16 protein-coding genes are annotated in these 16792 nt (G+C 70.4%); 5 read left to right on the top strand and 11 right to left on the bottom strand.

Translation table 11 applies throughout. From position 1 onward, the window contains the following. Positions 1–10: 10 nt before the first annotated feature. The 4 genes from JOY88_RS07320 to rpoH all read left to right on the top strand — a co-directional run bounded on the left by JOY88_RS07320 (position 11) and on the right by rpoH (position 7562). Positions 11–2572, top strand: a complete 2562-nt coding sequence (locus tag JOY88_RS07320; protein ID WP_293501604.1) for an ABC transporter permease — start codon at positions 11–13, stop codon at positions 2570–2572. 82 nt (positions 2573–2654) lie between these two features. Continuing rightward, positions 2655–5861, top strand: coding sequence for a CHASE domain-containing protein (locus tag JOY88_RS07315; RefSeq protein ID WP_293501628.1), 3207 nt, complete (start codon positions 2655–2657; stop codon positions 5859–5861). 31 nt (positions 5862–5892) lie between these two features. Next, positions 5893–6393: a chemotaxis protein CheW gene (locus JOY88_RS07310; protein ID WP_293501603.1), complete on the top strand. Its 501-nt coding sequence runs from the start codon at positions 5893–5895 to the stop codon at positions 6391–6393. A gap of 254 nt (positions 6394–6647) precedes the next feature. Continuing rightward, the gene (gene rpoH / locus JOY88_RS07305; protein ID WP_293501602.1) at positions 6648–7562 is read left to right on the top strand and encodes an RNA polymerase sigma factor RpoH; all 915 of its coding nucleotides are present in this window, start codon (positions 6648–6650) and stop codon (positions 7560–7562) included. 75 nt (positions 7563–7637) lie between these two features. Here the strand turns inward: rpoH and JOY88_RS07300 are convergent, their stop codons facing one another. The 6 genes from JOY88_RS07300 to JOY88_RS07275 are packed head-to-tail and all read right to left on the bottom strand — an operon-like array spanning position 7638 to position 12893. After that, a complete protein-coding gene (locus JOY88_RS07300) occupies positions 7638–8918 on the bottom strand; it encodes an alkaline phosphatase family protein (protein WP_293501601.1) in 1281 nt (426 codons plus the stop codon). Between the two features lie 48 nt (positions 8919–8966). Further along, the gene (locus JOY88_RS07295) at positions 8967–9569 is read right to left on the bottom strand and encodes an SCO family protein (RefSeq protein ID WP_293501600.1); all 603 of its coding nucleotides are present in this window, start codon (positions 9567–9569) and stop codon (positions 8967–8969) included. After that, complete coding sequence (gene cyoE, locus JOY88_RS07290; protein WP_293501599.1) at positions 9566–10471, bottom strand: heme o synthase; 906 nt, start codon at positions 10469–10471, stop codon at positions 9566–9568. Before cyoE ends, JOY88_RS07295 begins: the two co-directional genes overlap by 4 nt. Before the next feature lie 2 nt (positions 10472–10473). After that, positions 10474–11562, bottom strand: a complete 1089-nt coding sequence (locus JOY88_RS07285; protein ID WP_293501597.1) for a COX15/CtaA family protein — start codon at positions 11560–11562, stop codon at positions 10474–10476. Between the two features lie 7 nt (positions 11563–11569). Beyond that, a complete protein-coding gene (locus tag JOY88_RS07280) occupies positions 11570–12268 on the bottom strand; it encodes an SCO family protein (protein ID WP_293501595.1) in 699 nt (232 codons plus the stop codon). Next, complete coding sequence (locus JOY88_RS07275) at positions 12219–12893, bottom strand: SURF1 family protein (RefSeq protein WP_293501627.1); 675 nt, start codon at positions 12891–12893, stop codon at positions 12219–12221. Before JOY88_RS07275 ends, JOY88_RS07280 begins: the two co-directional genes overlap by 50 nt. A 63-nt stretch (positions 12894–12956) precedes the next feature. Here JOY88_RS07275 and JOY88_RS07270 point away from each other — a divergent pair, with 63 nt between their 5' ends. Next, positions 12957–13178, top strand: a complete 222-nt coding sequence (locus JOY88_RS07270) for a DUF2909 domain-containing protein (RefSeq protein ID WP_293501593.1) — start codon at positions 12957–12959, stop codon at positions 13176–13178. Positions 13179–13236: 58 nt separating this feature from the next. Here the strand turns inward: JOY88_RS07270 and JOY88_RS07265 are convergent, their stop codons facing one another. From JOY88_RS07265 to ctaD, 5 genes are read right to left on the bottom strand one after another with little or no spacing between them, the layout of a single operon-like run. After that, positions 13237–14121 (bottom strand): cytochrome c oxidase subunit 3, encoded by an 885-nt coding sequence (locus tag JOY88_RS07265; protein ID WP_293501591.1) that lies wholly within the window; start codon positions 14119–14121, stop codon positions 13237–13239. A 49-nt stretch (positions 14122–14170) separates the two neighbouring features. After that, positions 14171–14413, bottom strand: a complete 243-nt coding sequence (locus tag JOY88_RS07260) for a DUF2970 domain-containing protein (protein WP_293501590.1) — start codon at positions 14411–14413, stop codon at positions 14171–14173. Continuing rightward, positions 14410–15018, bottom strand: coding sequence for a cytochrome c oxidase assembly protein (locus tag JOY88_RS07255; protein ID WP_293501589.1), 609 nt, complete (start codon positions 15016–15018; stop codon positions 14410–14412). The genes JOY88_RS07260 and JOY88_RS07255 overlap by 4 nt, the downstream gene beginning before the upstream one ends. A 1-nt stretch (position 15019) precedes the next feature. Next, positions 15020–15130, bottom strand: a complete 111-nt coding sequence (locus JOY88_RS07250) for a cytochrome oxidase small assembly protein (protein WP_293501587.1) — start codon at positions 15128–15130, stop codon at positions 15020–15022. Positions 15131–15140: 10 nt separating this feature from the next. Further along, positions 15141–16787, bottom strand: coding sequence for a cytochrome c oxidase subunit I (gene ctaD, locus JOY88_RS07245; RefSeq protein WP_293501585.1), 1647 nt, complete (start codon positions 16785–16787; stop codon positions 15141–15143). Positions 16788–16792: the final 5 nt, after the last annotated feature.

Raw genomic sequence — 16792 nt, 5'->3', positions numbered from 1 at the left:
AGTCGCGCGCATGTCGTCCCCTGCCGTTTCGCGTCCGCCCGCCACGTTGTCGATTGCCTGGCGCCAGCTGCTGCGGGACTGGCGCGCCGGCGAGCTGCGCCTGCTGATGCTGGCCGTGGCCCTGGCCGTCGCCGCGCTGTGCGCGGTGGCCTTCCTGTCGGACCGGCTGGACCAGGGCCTGCGCCGCGATGCGGCCCAGTTGCTGGGCGGCGACGCCGTCGTCGCCAGCGACCAGCCCACACCCCAGCCCCTGGTCGACCTGGCCCGCGAGCTGAAGCTGGCGGCGGTACGCAGCGCCACCTTCCCGAGCATGGCGCGCGCGACCGATGCCCAGGGCGGCGAGAGCCGCCTGGTCGCCGTCAAGGCGGTCAGCGCGGGCTATCCGCTGCGCGGCCGCATCGCGCTGCGCGAGGCCCTGCCCGGCCGCGGCGACGCGCCAGCGGCTGGCGAGGTCTGGATAGACCCGGCCGTTGCCGACGGCCTGGGGCTGAAGCCGGGCGACCCGCTGCTGCTGGGCGACAGCCAGTTGCGGGTGGGCGCCCTCATCGAGACCGAGCCCGACCGCGGCGCCGGCTTCATGAACTTCGCGCCGCGCGTGCTGCTGGCCGAGTCCGACCTGGCCTCCACCCACCTGGTGCAGCCGGCCAGCCGCATCACCTACCGCCTGGCGCTGGTGCCCGGCCCAGGCGCGGCACCGGACGCCGTGCGGCGCTTCGTCGACGCGGCCGAGCAACAGATCAAGAAGGACGGGCTGCGCGGCGTGCGACTGGAGTCGCTGGAATCGGGGCGGCCCGAGATGCGCCAGACGCTGGACCGCGCGGCGCGCTTCCTGCGCCTCGTCGCGATGCTGTCGGCCCTGCTGGCAGCCGTGGCCGTGGCGCTGGCGGCGCGCGACTTCGCGGCTCGCCACCTGGACGCCTGCGCCATGCTGCGCGTGCTGGGTCAGCCGCAGCGGCGCATCGCCTGGGCCTATGGCCTGGAGTTCGCGCTGGCCGGCCTGGCCGCCAGCCTGGCCGGCGTCCTGGTGGGCCTGGGCCTGCACCAGGTCTTCGTGTCGCTGCTGGCCGGCCTCGTCGACGTGAGCCTGCCGCCGCCCAGCATCTGGCCGGCGCTGCTGGGGCTGGGACTGGGGCTGTCGCTGCTGCTGGGTTTCGGGCTGCCGCCGGTGCTGCAGCTGGCGGCCGTGCCGCCGCTGCGCGTGATCCGCCGCGACCTGGGCGCGCCCAAGGCCGGCTCGCTGCTGGTGCTGGGCGCGGGCGTGGTGGGCCTGGCCGCCATCCTCGTGGTGCTGGCCGACGACCTGATGCTGGGCGGCATCGCGGCAGCGGGCTTTGCCGGCGCGGTGCTGCTGTTCGCGCTGCTGGCCTGGGTTGCCGTGAAATTGCTGCGGCGCATCGTGCCCAGCAATGTCAGCGGCGCGGGCGTGCCGCGCTGGCTGCTGCTGGCGACGCGCCAGGTCGCCGCGCGGCCGGGCTTTGCCGTCATGCAGGTGGCGTCGCTGGCCGTGGGTCTGCTGGCGCTGGCGCTGCTGGTGCTGCTGCGCACCGACCTGGTCTCCAGCTGGCGCCAGGCCACGCCGGCGTCGGCGCCCGACCGCTTCGTCATCAACATCCAGCCCGACCAGGCCGAGGCCTTCCGCAAGACGCTGGCCGATGCCGGCGTGCAAGGCTACGACTGGTATCCCATGATCCGCGGCCGGCTGACGGCGATCAACGGCGAGGCCGTGCAGGGCCGGCACTTCGCCGAGGCGCGTGCCCAGCGCCTGGCCGAGCGCGAATTCAACCTCAGCAACGCCGCCACGCAGCCGGCGCACAACCAGATCGTGGCCGGCCGCTGGGGAGACACGAAACCGGGCGAGATGGGCATGAGCGTGGAAGAGGGCCTGGCGCACTCGCTGGGGCTCAAGCTGGGCGACCGACTGGCCTTCGACATCGCCGGCCAGCCGGTGCAGGGCCGCGTCACCAGCCTGCGCAAGGTGGACTGGTCGTCGATGCGGGTCAATTTCTTCGTGCTGTTCGAGGCCGCGGAGCTCCCCGATCTGCCGTCCACGCAGATCGCCGCCTACCGCAGCCCTCCGGCCGCCAAGCTGGACCGCGCGCTGGCGCGGCAGTTCCCCAACCTGACCGTCATCGACGTGTCGGCCCAGCTCAACCAGGTGCAGGGCGTGCTGAACCAGGTCATCCAGGCCGTGCAGTTCCTGTTCGGCTTCACGCTGGCGACCGGCCTGGTGGTGCTGCTGGCCGCCGTGGGCAGCACCCGCGAGGCGCGCACGCGCGAGTTCGCCCTGATGCGCGCCTTGGGCGCGCCGTCCTCGCTGCTGGCCCAGGTACAGCGTGCCGAGCTGCTGGGCGTCGGCGCGCTGGCGGGTTTCCTGGCCGGTGCGGTGGCGCTGGTGCTGGCGGCACTGCTGGCACGCTACGTCTTCCAGTTCGACTGGCAGCTCAAGCCCTGGGTGCCCCTGGCCAGCGCCGCGGTGGGCGCACTGCTGGCCTGGAGCGCTGGCTGGTGGAGCCTGCGCGGCGTGCTGCAGCGGCCGGTGGTGCAGACGCTGCGCGAGGCCCAGGCCAAATGAGCGCCGCGCCGGGCCGCGCCAAGCACGCCTGGCCGCGCTGTCGGCCAGGCAATGCCGCCGGCCGAAGGGTGCGCCCGTGACCATGCCCGGCGCCCTGTCGTCCGCCCGCGGCATCGGCCGCTATCTGGCGCTGTCCGCCGGCATCACCGCCATCTACCTGCTGCTGGGCCGGCTGGGCCTGCTGATGGTGTTGCCGCCCTACGAAGTGGCGCCGCTCTACCCGGCTGCGGGCTGGGGGCTCGCGGTGCTGCTGGTGCTGGGCCTGCGCTACCTGCCGGCCGTGGCCCTGGGCTCGTTCATCGTGCAGGCCGCGATGCTGGGCCACCTCAGCAGCCAGGTGCTGCCGCTGGCCGCGGGCATCGCGCTGGGCGCCGCGGCCCAGGGCGCCGTCGGCACGTTGCTGATACGGCGCTGGTGCGGCCGGCCGCTGCTGCTGGCGTCGCCGCGCGAAGTGGGCGCCTATCTCGCGGCGATCACGCTCGCGGGTCTCGTCAGCCCGAGCTGCGCGACGCTGGTGCTGATGGCGACCGACACCATCGCCCGCGCGCAGATGGGCAACGTCTGGCTGGTCTGGTGGACGGGCGACCTGATGGGCGTGCTGATCGCCACGCCCATCACGCTGGCGCTGATCGGACAGCCCCGCACTGCCTGGAGCGCGCGCCGCTTCAGCGTCGGCCTGCCCATGCTGCTGACGACTCTGCTGGTCGGCATGGGCGTGGCGGCCACGGTCGATTGGGACCGCCAGCGCAGCCGCGCCGACTTCACGCGCGAGGCGACCAACGCGGCCCAGGCGCTGGCCGGCCGCCTGCGCGAGCCGCTGCTGGCGCTGGAGGGCCTGCACGGCATGGTCAAGCTCAAGCCACGGCCGACGCGCGAGGAGTTCGCGCGCGCCACCAGCGGCTTCCTGACCCAGGACAGCCCGCTGATCGCGCTTGGGCTGACGCTGCGCGTCGCGCGCGCCGATGTCGAGCGCTTCAACGCTGCGGCGGCTGCCGATGCCTTCCCCGGCAGCTACCGGGCCCGCGACCGGCGGCGCGCCGGCGACCTGACGCCGCCCGCGGACGAGGACATGCTGGCCATCCGCCTCATCGAGCCGCTGTCGCGCAATGCCGGCGCGCTGGGCATCAATGTGCGCACCGTCCCGGGCGCGCGCGCCGCCATCGAACGGGCTGCCGCCGCGGGGCTCCCGACGGCCTCGGCGGGCATCCAGCTGTCGCAGGACCGGGACGCGGCGGTCGGCGTGGTCCTCTACCAGCCGCTGTACCGCGACCAGGCGCGGCGCGACGAGGCGGCGCTGGACGGCGTCGTCTTCGCGACGCTGCGGCCCGACCTGCTGCTCTCCAGGCTGGCCGCGGACTGGCCCGAGTACCTGGGGGCCTGCCTGGTCGACCTGGAGCCCGACGCCCTCTACACGCGGCTGGGCGGCCGCCTGGGCTGCGAGGCCGTGCAGCGCGGCGGCGACTCGGCGCTGCCGCTGGTCAAGATGCCGCTGGAGTTCGGCGGCCGGCGCTGGGAGGTGCGCGTCTACGACTTGCCCGGCCCGCTGCCGGCGCCGGGTCGCAGCTGGGCCTTCGCGCTGGTGGGCCTGCTCGCCACCGCCATGGTGGGCGCGCTGCTGCTGCTGATGTCGGGGCGCACCCTGCACGTCGAGGCCCTGGTGAGGGAGCGCACCGCGGCGCTCGCGCGCGAGGTCGCCGGCCGTGCCCAGGGCGAGCGTGCCCTGAACCAGAGCGAGCAGCGCTTTCGCAGCGTCTTCGAGACGGCGCCCATAGGCATCGCCTTCACCGACCTGAACGGCGGCTTCCAGGAAGTCAATGCGCAGTTCTGCAACCTGGTGGGCTACCCGGCCGAGGCGCTGGCGGCCAAGCGTTCCGTCGACCTGACCCATCCCGACGACCGCCGCGAGGACATCCGCCTGACGCGCCGGCTGATGCGCGGCGAGATCCCGTTCTACCGGCGCCAGAAGCGCTATGTCCGCCCGGACGGCCGCATCGCCCATGCGCGCGCCCTCGTCAGCCTGCTGCGCGGCACGGATGGCCGGCCGCACCGGCTGGTGGGCATCGTCGAGGACATCACCGACCAGCTGCGCATCGAGGAGCTGGACCGGGCCCGCGAGGCGGCCGAGGCTGCCAACCAGGCCAAGAACGAGTTCCTTTCGCGCATGAGCCATGAGCTGCGCACGCCCATGAACGCCATCCTGGGCTTCACCCAGTTGATGCAGATGGACGCCGCCGAGCCGCTGCCGCCGGGCCAGCGCGGTCGCGCCCAGCAGATCGCCCAGGCGGGCTGGCACCTGCTGGAGATGATCAACGACACGCTGGACCTGTCACGCATCGAGGCCGGCTCGCTGAGGATGGAGATGGCGGCGCTCCCCCTGCAGCCGCTGCTGGACCGAGCGCTGGCGCTGGTGCAGGGCCAGGCGGCGGAGCGGGGCCTGGCCATCAACCAGCACATCGACGCCAGCCACGTGGGCATCGTCGGAGATCCGACGCGGGTCACGCAGATCCTGACAAACCTGCTCAGCAACGCCGTCAAGTACAACCGCCCCGGCGGCAGCATCGGCATAACGGCCGGCAGCCCCGAGCCGGGCTGGGTCGAGATCGCCGTGCGCGACACCGGCCTGGGCCTGACGGCCGAGCAGCGTGCCAAGCTGTTCCAGCCCTTCAACCGCCTCGGCCGCGAGCACAGCGGGCTGCCGGGCACCGGCATCGGCCTCGTCATCAGTCGGCGCCTGGCCGAAATGATGGGCGGCAGCCTGCGCGCCGAGGCCCTGGACCCCGCGCAGGGCCCCGGCGCCTGTTTCGTACTGAGGCTGGCCGCGGCGGGCACCGCGACGATCCGGGTCGGGGGCGACGCCCACGACGCCCACGACGCCCACGACACGCCCGCCCGGCCCGGCGCCGGACCCAGGCGGCACCTGCTCTACGTCGAGGACAACCCGCTGAACGCCGAGGTCATGCGCAGCATCCTGGCGCAGCGCCCCGACATCGACCTGGAAGTGGCAGGGACGGTCGAGGCCGGCCTGCTCGCCCTGCGCGAGCGGCCACCGAGCCTGCTGCTGCTGGACTGGCATCTGCCCGACGGCGACGGCCGGGCGCTGCTGGGCCGGCTGCGCGGGCCACGGCCGCCGGTCGTCGTCGTGTCGGCCAACGCCCAGCCGGAACAGATCGCCGCGGCGCACGCGGCCGGTGCCGAGCATTACCTCACCAAGCCGCTGGACGTGCGCGAGGTGCTGGCCCTGGTCGACGAACTGTTGGCGACGGGCGGGGGGACGGCGCGGGCAGAATGAGGCCCAGCCTTCCCATCCGACACCGTCCCCGATGAGCTCCACCGACCTCGTTCCCAGCCCCGGCGCCCAGGCCGTGCAGGTCTTGGCGCATGCCGCTGGCCAGCAGTTCCTGACCTTCCGCATCGGTGCGGAGGAATACGGCCTGGACATCCTGCGCGTGCAGGAGATCCGCTCCTACGAACCGCCCACGCGAGTCGCCAACGCGCCAGCCTTCGTCAAGGGCGTCGTCAACCTGCGCGGCATCATCGTCCCCATCCTGGACCTGCGGCTGCGCCTGGGCCAGCCTGGCGAGGTCAACGCCTTCACCGTCGTCATCGTGCTGAACCTGACCGGCCGGGTGGTCGGCATCGTCGTGGACTCGGTGTCCGACGTGCTGGAGCTGGGCGCCGACAAGATCAAGCCCCGCCCCGAGGTGCCGGCTGCGCTGGACGCCCGCTTCATCACCGGCCTGGGCAAGCTCGGCGAGCGCATGCTGATCCTGCTGGACATCGAGGCGATGCTCGCCAGCCCGGATTTCGGCCTGGTTGACTGAATCCAGGCCGAAGACAGCCCCTGCCGCCTGTCCGACGCCCGACAAGGCCCGGCGACATGCAGGTCGGCAGACGTGAGCCAGGACCGGGTGCAGGCGGCGTGGCATGAAGAAAGTTAGCGCGCGCCAACTGTTTCATCCCCGGAAACACTGCTTTTCACCCTCGACACCGCCACCCTTAGCACTCGCCGGATTGGAGTGCTAATATCTTTCTCGCCGCGGTACTTCCACGCTGCGGTTCTGAAGGATTCAAGACGATGTCTGCTGCTTCTGCCATTGCCGTCCGCGACCCCTGGGCCATGGTGCCCTCGCTGGGCAATCTGGACGCCTACATCTCCGCCGTCAACCGCCTGCCGCTGCTGACCGCGGAGGAGGAGAGCTCGGCCGCGCGCAGCCTGCGCGACAAGGGCGACCTGGAGGCCGCCGGCCGCATGGTGCTGTCGCACCTGCGTCTGGTCGTGTCCATCTCGCGCCAGTACGTCGGCTACGGCCTGCCCCAGGGCGACCTGATCCAGGAGGGCAACGTGGGCCTGATGAAGGCCGTCAAGCGCTTCGACCCCGACCAGGGCGTTCGCCTGGTCAGCTATGCCATGCACTGGATCAAGGCCGAGATCCACGAGTACATCCTGAAGAACTGGCGCATGGTCAAGGTCGCGACGACCAAGGCGCAGCGCAAGCTGTTCTTCAACCTGCGCTCTATGAAGCACCAGCTCAAGGCCGAGCAGGCCGACGGCCAGACGCACCGCAACACGCTGAGCGAGGCCGAGGTGGCCCATGTGGCCCGCGAGCTCAACGTCAAGCGCGAGGAAGTGCTGGAGATGGAGACCCGCTTGTCGGGCGGCGACGTCGCGCTGGAACCCCAGACCGACGATGACGGCGAGGGTTTCGCACCCATCGCCTACCTGGCCGACGAGAGCCATGAGCCGACGCGCGTCATCGAAGCCCGCTCGCGTGATGCGCTGGCCGGCGACGGCATCGCCCGTGCGCTGGACGTGCTGGACCCGCGCAGCCGCCGCATCGTCGAGGAGCGCTGGCTGAAGGTGAACGACGACGCCTCGGGCGGCATGACGCTGCACGAACTGGCAGCCGAGTACGGCGTGTCGGCCGAGCGCATCCGCCAGATCGAGGTGGCCGCGATGAAGAAGATGAAGAAGGCGCTGACGGCGGCCTGAGCTGCTGCGCCGCCGACAACCGGGCCTGCTTGCAGGCCTTTTTTTCGCCCCTGGCTGGCGTCGGCGCGACGGCCGTCAGTCGCCCCCCGGAGTGGCGCCCCCCCTGAAGACGCCCCGGAACACCACGCCATCGCCATCGACGCCGGCGGCCGCCGGCAACCCGATCAACCGGCGCAGCAGCGGGTAGATATCCACGTTCTCGAAGTCCGGCAGCACCCGGCCCGCCGCGAAGGCAGGACCGTGCGCGATGAACAAGGCATTCATCTCCGGCGCCATGTTGTCGTAGCCATGGTTGCCGCCGCTGGCAGGCTGGCGCGGCGCGCTGGCCAGGATCAGCCAGCCGGGCTCGGCCAGGCACAGGATGGGCGGAATGCGCGGGTTCGATCCGTAGTGAAACCGCGCCGGGATGTCGGCCTTGCGCCAGCACTGCATGTGCTCATGCGGCACGAGCAGGGACCGCTCCACTTCCTCGGCAGCACCGGACAGCGGCGCGAGGCTGGCAAAGGTGCCCGTCTCGACCAGGTGGTAGCGACTGGGATCGACCAGCGTGTCCAGCGCAATCGTGCGCTCGCTGCTGGTCGCGGCCATCCCGTGATCCGCCACGATGACGAGATTCGCGGGCTGGCCCAGCGCCTTCAACCCGGCCACGAGCGTGCCGATCGCCGCGTCGACCTCGGCCACCGCCTGGGTGGTTTGCGCGCCGTCAGGGCCATGGAGATGGCCGGCCGCGTCGACCTTGTCGAAGTACAGCGTCACGAAGCTGGGACGTATCTCCTCGGGCCGGCGCAGCCAGTCCAGCACCGTGTTCACCCGCTGCGAGTCGTTCACGGCCTGGTTGTAGGGCACCCAGTCCGAGGGGCGCGTGCCGGTGGGTCCCGACGCCCCGCCGAACGCGACGTTCGCGCCCGGCCAGAACATCGCGGCGGTGCGTATGCCGGCCTTTTCCGCATCCACCCACACTGGCGGCGCCGCGTCCCACCACCAGGGATCGTCCGTGGCCATGGTGAAGACCTCCTTGCGCTCGGACGCCTCCATCCGGTTGCCGACGATGCCATGGCGATCCGGGCGCAGGCCGGTCACCAGCGTCCAGTGGTTGGGGAACGTCTTGGACGGGAAGGACGGATGCATGATGCCCGTGACGCCGGCGGCCGCCAGCCGCGACAGCGTCGGGCTGACGCCGCGCCGCAAGTAGTCGTCGCGGAACCCGTCGATGGAGATCAGGATCGTCACCGGCTGGCGCGCGGCTGCGCTGCCCGACACCGGCGGCTGCGACGGGGCCTCGCCCGGCCCCGAGGTGGCGCAGCCGGACAGCGTGAAGACGGCTGCAGCCAGCAGGCAGGTGACGGCCGTGGCCAAGGCGGCCCATGGCCTCGCACGGCGAGAGTCGCGGTTTGCCATGCGGACTCAGCTCTTCTTCTCGGCCAGCAGGAGCTTGATGTCGTCCGCCAGCGGCTGGGCGCCGGAGCCATAGCGGGCATAGACGCGCACACGGCCCTCGGTGTCGAAGATGAAGCTGGCGGCCGTATGGTCCATCGTGTAGGTGTCGGGCGTCTTGCCCGGCACCTTGGCGTAGAAGACCTTGAACTCCTTGGCGGCGGCCTGGGTCTGCTCGGCGCTGCCGCGCAGCGCGACGAAGCTGGGGTCGAAGCTGGCCATGTAGGCCTTCAGCAGCTGGCCGGTGTCGCGCTCGGGGTCGATGGTCACGAAGATGCCCTGCACCTTGTCGCCGTCAGCGCCCAGCGAGCGCTTGACCTCGGCCACCTCGGCCATGGTCGTCGGGCAGACGTCGGGGCATTGGGTGTAGCCGAAGAAGACCACCAGCACCTTGCCCTTGAAGTCGGCCAGCGAGCGGGCCCGGCCGTCCTGGTCGGTCAGGTTCAGCTGCCGGGCGTACTCGGCGCCGGTCAGGTCTATGCCCTTGAAGGCAGGTTTGTCGGGGCCGGACTTCTGGCAGGCGGCCAGGGTCAGCGCGGCCAGCGCGGCCAGGGCGAAGCGACGGGTGTTCATGCGATGTAGTGGTCGATCAACAAGGCCGCGAAGAGCAGCGACAGATGCCAGATGGAGAACCAGAAGGTCCGCCTCGCCAGCATCTCCGAATAGGCGCGCCACAGCCGGAAGGCATAGCCGCAGAAGCCCAGGCCCAGGACCACGGCGCTGACGAGGTAGAACCAGCCGCTCATGCCGGTCAGGAAGGGCAGCAACGTGGCCGCGAACAGCACCCAGGTGTAGAGCAGGATCTGCAGCCGCGTGTAGTCGTTGCCATGCGTGACCGGCAGCATGGGCAGGCCGGCGCGGGCATAGTCCTCGGCGCGGTACAGCGCCAGCGCCCAGAAGTGCGGCGGCGTCCACAGGAAGATGATGAGGCACAGCAGCCAGGGCTCGGGGCCCAGCTCGCCGCGCAGCGCGGCCCAGCCCAGCACCGGCGGCATGGCGCCGGAGGCGCCGCCGATGACGATGTTCTGCGGCGTCATCGGCTTCAGGATGACGGTGTAGATGACGGCATAGCCGACGAAGGTGGCAAAGGTCAGCCACATCGTCAGCAGGTTGACGTAGACACCCAGGATGGCCATGCCGATGCCGCACAGCAGCGCCGAGAAGGCCAGCGTCCGCGGGCGGCTCAGCTCGCCCTTGGCGGTGGCCCGCCAGGCGGTGCGCTTCATGCGCGCGTCGATGCCGTCCTCGATGAGGCAGTTGAAGGCCGCCGCCGCGCCCGCCACCAGCCAGATGCCGGCGATGGCCGCGAGCATGGTCAGCGCCTGCTGCAGGTCGGGCAGGCCCGGCACGGCCAGGGCCATGCCGATGGCGGCGCAGAAGACGATGAGCTGAACGACCTTGGGCTTCGTGAGCTGGTAGAACTGCTGCCAGCGCGGGCTGTGCACGATGGCACTGGCGGTGGATGTGGAGGCCATGGTCAGGATTGGGCGCGCTGCAGGCGCGCGAGCAAGGTGGTGAGCAGGCCCAGCAGCACGGCCGCGCCGGCGGTGTGGGCCAGGGCGGCGCCTATGGGCCAGTCGAGGACGACGTTGGACAGGCCGGATGCCAGCTGCCAGCCGGCGGCGGCGAGCAGCCCCCTCGACCAGGCCGGCGCCGACCCGCGCAGCACCCAGGCCAGCGCGATGACTGCGGCGAAGACGCCGAAGGCGCCGATGCGGTGGGCCATGTGGATGGCGGCCAGGGCCTCGAAGCCGAGGTAGCTGCCGTCGGCACGCTGGCCCAGCTCGCGCCAGAGCTGGAAGCCCTGGGCGAAGTCCAGGTGTGGCCACCACTGGCCGCCGTGGCAGGTGGGGAACTCGTCGCAGGCCAGCACCGCGTAGTTGGTGCTGACCCAGCCGCCCAGCGCCACCTGGACCAGGACCAGCACGAGGACGGCGGCGACCGCGAGGCGCAGCCCGGGCCGCAGCGCGATGGGGCGCGGCCGATAGGCCTCATGCTGCCAGGCCAGCAGCATCAGCAGGCCCAGGCCGAACAGCAGGTGCAGCGTGACGATCGCCGGGAACAGCTTCATCGTGACGGTCAGCGCACCGAAGGCGCCCTGCACGCAGACCCAGACGAAGGTCAGCGTCGGCAGCCAGGCCGAGGGCGCGGCTTCGCCGGCCGCGCGCCTGAGCCGCCAGCCCAGCACCGTCATGACGAGGATAAGCAGGCCCACGCCGCTGGCCAGGTAGCGATGGACCATCTCTATCCAGGCCTTGCCATGCGTGACCGGGCCGGTGGGCATCGCGGTCTGCGCCGCCTCGATGTGGTGGTGGGCGCCGACCGGGCTGGCCGCGCTGTAGCAGCCGGGCCAGTCGGGGCAGCCCAGGCCGGAATCGGTCAGGCGCGTGAAGGCGCCGAAGACGATGAGGTCGAAGGTCAGGAACAGCGTCAGCAGCGTCAGCGCGCGCAGCCGGCCGGCGGGGCTGTGATCGCGCGAACGCTGGCGCCACCAGATCAGCGGGCCGAGGGCGACCGCGCCGCCGATGGCGGCGACCTGGCCCAGGGGGAGCAGCACGTCGTTCATCGCGAGCTCAACGACCCGGGCTGTCCCAGCCGGCGCTGGCCTTGAGCAGCTTGTCGAGGTCGGCCTTGAACTTCTTGGGGTCGGGTTCGGCCGGGGCGCGCAGCATCCAGCGCCCCATGGGATCGACGACGTAGAAGTGGTCGCTCAGGGCCTTGCCGGGCGCGGGCTTCAGCCAGGCGGCCAGGCGCTGCTGCGGTACACGCAGCACGGTGACCTCCACGCCCTTCTGGCCGACGGCGGCCAGCACCTCGGGGCGAGGCATGCCCTCGTCCGGGATGAGCCAGACCTTGTCGACGCGCGTGCGCTCCTTGCCGAGCATCTCGCGCAGCTGACGCTGCACATAGAGCTGGCGCTCGCAGGCCGCGCCGCAGGCCGCGGGCTGGACGACGGCCAGCAGCCACTGGCCGCGCAGCGAGTCGGCCGGCACCGCACGCCCCTGCAGGTCGGCCAGCGGCAGGTCGGCAGGCAGGTCGACGGTGGGCGCGATCAGCTCGCCATAGGCCGAGCCGCTGGGCCTGACGACGTAGAAGGTGAAGTAGGACGCGACGACCGGCGCCGCGCAGACGGCCAGCACCAGCAGCATCTTCCAGCGCCCGGAGCGCTGCTGGGGGGGCACGCGCGGGTCGGGCAGGCTATGCACCGCGAAGCTCAGCGGCTCAGGACTGCCGGCGGCGGAGCCAGGGACGGAGGTGTTGGAACCAGACATAGAGGAAAAGGATCAGCGCGCAGAGCGCGAACCATTGGAAGGCGTAGCCATAGTGTTTGTGCAGGCCAAGGTCCGGCGCCGGCCAGTGGCGCAGCAGGCCGTCGTCGTCGGTGCCGGCGGTCTGCACGACGGTCAGTGGAAGCAGCTTGAGCCCTGACTCGGCGGCCAGGGCCGCAGCATCGAGATTTTGCCGGATCGCACCCGACGCGCCCTCGCCCAGCTCGTAAAGCCGCGACGGCGAGGCGGCCAGGCGGCCGCCGACCTCGACCTCGCCGGCCGGCGTGGCCAGCGACGGCAGGCGGCTGCGGTCGGACGGGTCGCGCGGCACCCAGCCGCGCTGCACCAGGATGGCCTCGTCGCGGCCCGCGAGGCGCAGCGGCGTGACGACGTAGAAGCCGGCGCGGCCGTCCATGGGCCGGTTGTCCAGCCAGACGGTGCGCTCGGCGGCCCAGCGACCGCGCAGCGCGACGCGGCGGTGCAGTTGCTGTTCGCCGCCCAGCTCGGCGTTGGTCAGCGGCGGCCGGGCGGCCTCGGCGTCGATGGCGGCCTGCAGGGCCAGCTTCTGCTGCGCGCGGTCGAGCTGCCAGACACCCAGGCGCGCGGTCAGCGCCGCGCCCAGCAGCATGGCGCCCAGCAGCAGCCAGCGCCTGGCGTTCACGCCGGCACCCCGCGCGGATAATCCATCGCCATGAAATTCGTGTTCCTGATCGCCTTCATCGGCATCCTCGGCGCACTGGCGGCGGCCGGCGTCTTCATGCTGCGCAAGGGCCGCAGCGACGGTCGGCGCAGCCCCAACATGGCGCGCGCGCTAGCTGTGCGAGTGGCGCTCTCGGTGGCGCTGTTCCTCATCATCCTGCTGAGCTGGAAGCTGGGCTGGATACAGCCGACGGGGCTGCCGCTGCGGTCCTGATTGGACTCAAAAAAAAGCGCCGCGACTGCGGCGCTTGTGTCCTGCGGGGTGGCCCGCGTCACATCCAGTAGACGACGACGTACAGGCCCAGCCAGACGACGTCGACGAAGTGCCAGTACCAGGCCGCGCCCTCGAAGCCGAAGTGGCGCTCGGGCGTGAAGTGGCCCTTCATCAGGCGGATGGTGATGAACAGCAGCATCAGCGCGCCCACGCAGACGTGGAAGCCGTGGAAACCGGTCAGCAGGAAGAAAGTCGAGCCGAAGATGCCGGAGCTGAGCTTGAGGTTGAGCTCGGCATAGGCGTGGTGGTATTCATAGGCCTGGAAGCCCAGGAAGGTCACGCCCAGCAGCACGGTGACCCACATCCAGGCGATGGTCTTGGCGCGGTGGCCGGCGATCAGCGCGTGGTGGGCGATGGTCAGCGTGACGCCCGAGGTCAGCAGCAACGCGGTGTTGATGGTCGGGATGGGCCAGGGGCCCATGGTGCTGAAGGCCTCGACGGTACCGCCCGGCGCGGCGGTGAAGCCCGGCGCGGTGCTGGGCCAGATGGCCTTGAAGTCCGGCCACAGCAGCGAGTTCTCCAGGCTGCCCAGCGAGGGCACCGAGAACACCCGGGCCCAGTACAGCGCACCGAAGAAGGCGGCGAAGAACATCACCTCCGAGAAGATGAACCAGCCCATGCTCCAGCGGAAGGAGACATCGATGCGGTCGCTGTAGAGGCCGCCCTCGCTCTCGCCGATGGCGTCGCGGAACCATTGCTGCAGCACGAAGGCCCACAGGGCCAGGCCGCCGAACAGCGAGTACATGCCCCAGCCATGGCCGTTGACCCATTGGCCGGCACCGAGGATGACGAAGAACAGGCCAATGGCGGCCATCACCGGATGCCGCGAGGGCGCCGGGACGTAGTAGTACGGGGCCTTGCCCGGGGTTGTCGCTGCCGACATGTCGTTCTCCTAGTTCTACTCTCGTTCTGAACCTTGTCGCGACCGGCGCTCAGGCGCCGGCCACGCCGCTGCTGATGACCCAACGGACCAGCAGCACCAGCACCAATACAAACAGGGCCGCGCCCAGCACGCCCGCGATGATCAGGTGCACCGGGTTGAGCTTGGCCACGTCGTTCGCGTGATCCTTGCCCCGGCGCACGCCGAAGAAGCCCCAGGCCACGGCCGAGACCGTCTGCAGCAGCGACGCCTTGCGGCCCACTGCCTCCTTCAGATCCTTGCCGGGCTCGCTCACAGCGCGGCTCCCGCGCCGCCCTTGGGCGCCTCGCCTAGCTTGACCCCGCCCTTGCCCGCCACCTCGAAGAAGGTGTAGGACAGGGTGATGGTCTTCACGTCCTTGGGCAGCTTGGGGTCGATGACGAACACGACCGGCCACTGCTTGCTCTCGCCCGGCTTCAGCGTGTACTCGTTGAAGCAGAAGCACTCCAGCTTGTTGAAATGCGCGCTGGCCTGCATCGGCGCATAGCTGGGAATGGCCTGCGCGGCCATGGTGCGGCCTTGCTTGTTGCGGAACTCGTACATGACCTGGCCCAGCTCGCCCGGGTGCACCGTCATGTGGCGCACCGCCGGCTTGAAGTCCCAGGGGCCGCGCGCATTGGTGTCGAACTCGACCGTGATCTCGCGGCTGTAGTCGATCTGGCCGTTGCCGTTGGCGATGCCCTTGTCGGCCAGCAGCGTCTGCCGCTCGGACAGCGAAAGCACGTTGATGCCCAGCGCCTCGCAGATCGCCTTGTAGAGCGGCACCAGCGCGTAGCCGAAGCCGAACATCAGCGCAACGATGAGCGCCAGCTTGGTGAGCAGCTGGCGGTTGTCGCGGCGCAGGGCGTCGAGCAGGCGCATGTCAGTGCGCGAACAGCGTCATCTTGGCGATGAAGCCGAGGCCGAAGACCAGCGCCACCGACAGCAGGATCAAACCCAGCCGCCGGTTGGCCTTGCGTTGCTCGGGCGTCATGCGATATCCCTCAGCCGACGATGCGGGTGGCCGAGGCGTCCAGCTTGGGCGGCTCCTCGAAGGTGTGGAAGGGCGCCGGCGACGGCACTTCCCACTCCAGGCCCTCGGCGGCTTCCCAGGGCTTCTGTACGGCCTTCTCGCCCTTGCCGCGCATCATGGGGACAACGACGAAGAGGAAGAAGTACACCTGCATCAGGCCGAAACCAAAGGCGCCGATGGTGGCGATCTGGTTGAAGTCGGTGAACTGCATCGGGTAGTCGGCATAGCGGCGCGGCATGCCGGCCAGACCGAGGAAGTGCATCGGGAAGAAGGTGACGTTGAAGAAGATCAGCGAGCCCCAGAAGTGGATCTTGCCGCGGGTCTCCGAATACATCACGCCGGTCCACTTCGGCCCCCAGTAGTACACGCCGGCGAAGAGGGCGTACAGCGAGCCGGCCACCAGCACGTAGTGGAAGTGCGCCACGACGTAGTAGGTGTCCTGGATCTGGATGTCGATGGGGGCCATCGCGCAGATCAGGCCGGTGAAGCCGCCCATCGTGAACACGAAGATGAAGCCGACCGCCCACAGCATGGGCGTCTCGAAGGTCATCGAGCCGCGCCACATCGTCGCAAGCCAGTTGAAGATCTTCACGCCCGTGGGCACGGCGATCAGCATGGTCGCGTACATGAAGAACAGCTGACCCGTCACCGGCATGCCGGTGGCGAACATGTGGTGGGCCCAGACGATGAAGGACAGGATCGCGATGGACGCCGTGGCGTACACCATGGACGCATAGCCGAACAGGCGCTTGCGGGCGAAGGCCGGCACGATCTGGCTGACGATGCCGAAGGCCGGCAAGATCATGATGTAGACCTCGGGGTGGCCGAAGAACCAGAAGATGTGCTGGTACATGACCGGGTCGCCGCCGCCCGCGGGGTTGAAGAAGGCGGTGCCGAAGTGGCGGTCCGTCAGCGTCATCGTGATGGCGCCGGCCAGCACGGGCATCACCGCGATCAGCAGGTAGGCCGTGATCAGCCAGGTCCAGGCGAACATCGGCATCTTCATCAGCGTCATGCCGGGGGCGCGCATGTTGAGGATGGTCACGATGATGTTGATGGAGCCCATGATGGACGAGGCACCCATGATGTGCATCGCGAAGATGCCGGCGTCCATGGAGGGGCCCATCTGCAGCGTCAGCGGCGCGTAGAGCGTCCAGCCCGCGGCGGGGGCGCCGCCGGGCATGAAGAAGCTAGCGACCAGCATGATGGCCGCCGGGATCAGCAGCCAGAAGCTGAAGTTGTTCATCCGCGCGAACGCCATGTCGCTGGCGCCGATCTGCAGCGGGATCATCCAGTTCGCGAAGCCCACGAAGGCCGGCATGATGGCGCCGAACACCATGATCAGGCCGTGCATGGTCGTGAACTGGTTGAACAGCTCAGGATTAAAGAACTGCAGGCCCGGCTTGAACAGCTCGGCGCGGATGCACAGCGCCAGGATGCCGCCGATCATCAGCATCGTGAAGCTGAACAGCAGGTACAGCGTGCCGATGTCCTTGTGGTTGGTCGCGAAGACCCAGCGGCGCCAGCCGGTGGGGGCGTGATGGTCGTGGTGATCGTCGTGGGCGTGGTCGCCAGCGTGGCCACCGTGAACGCCGTGGGGGGGGAGCACTGCACTCATGTGAT

Source organism: Roseateles sp., from assembly GCF_019237615.1.
GTDB lineage: Bacteria > Pseudomonadota > Gammaproteobacteria > Burkholderiales > Burkholderiaceae_C > Pelomonas.
Note: the sequence above shows the minus strand (reverse complement) of the source record. Positions and strands in the feature narration are given on the sequence as shown.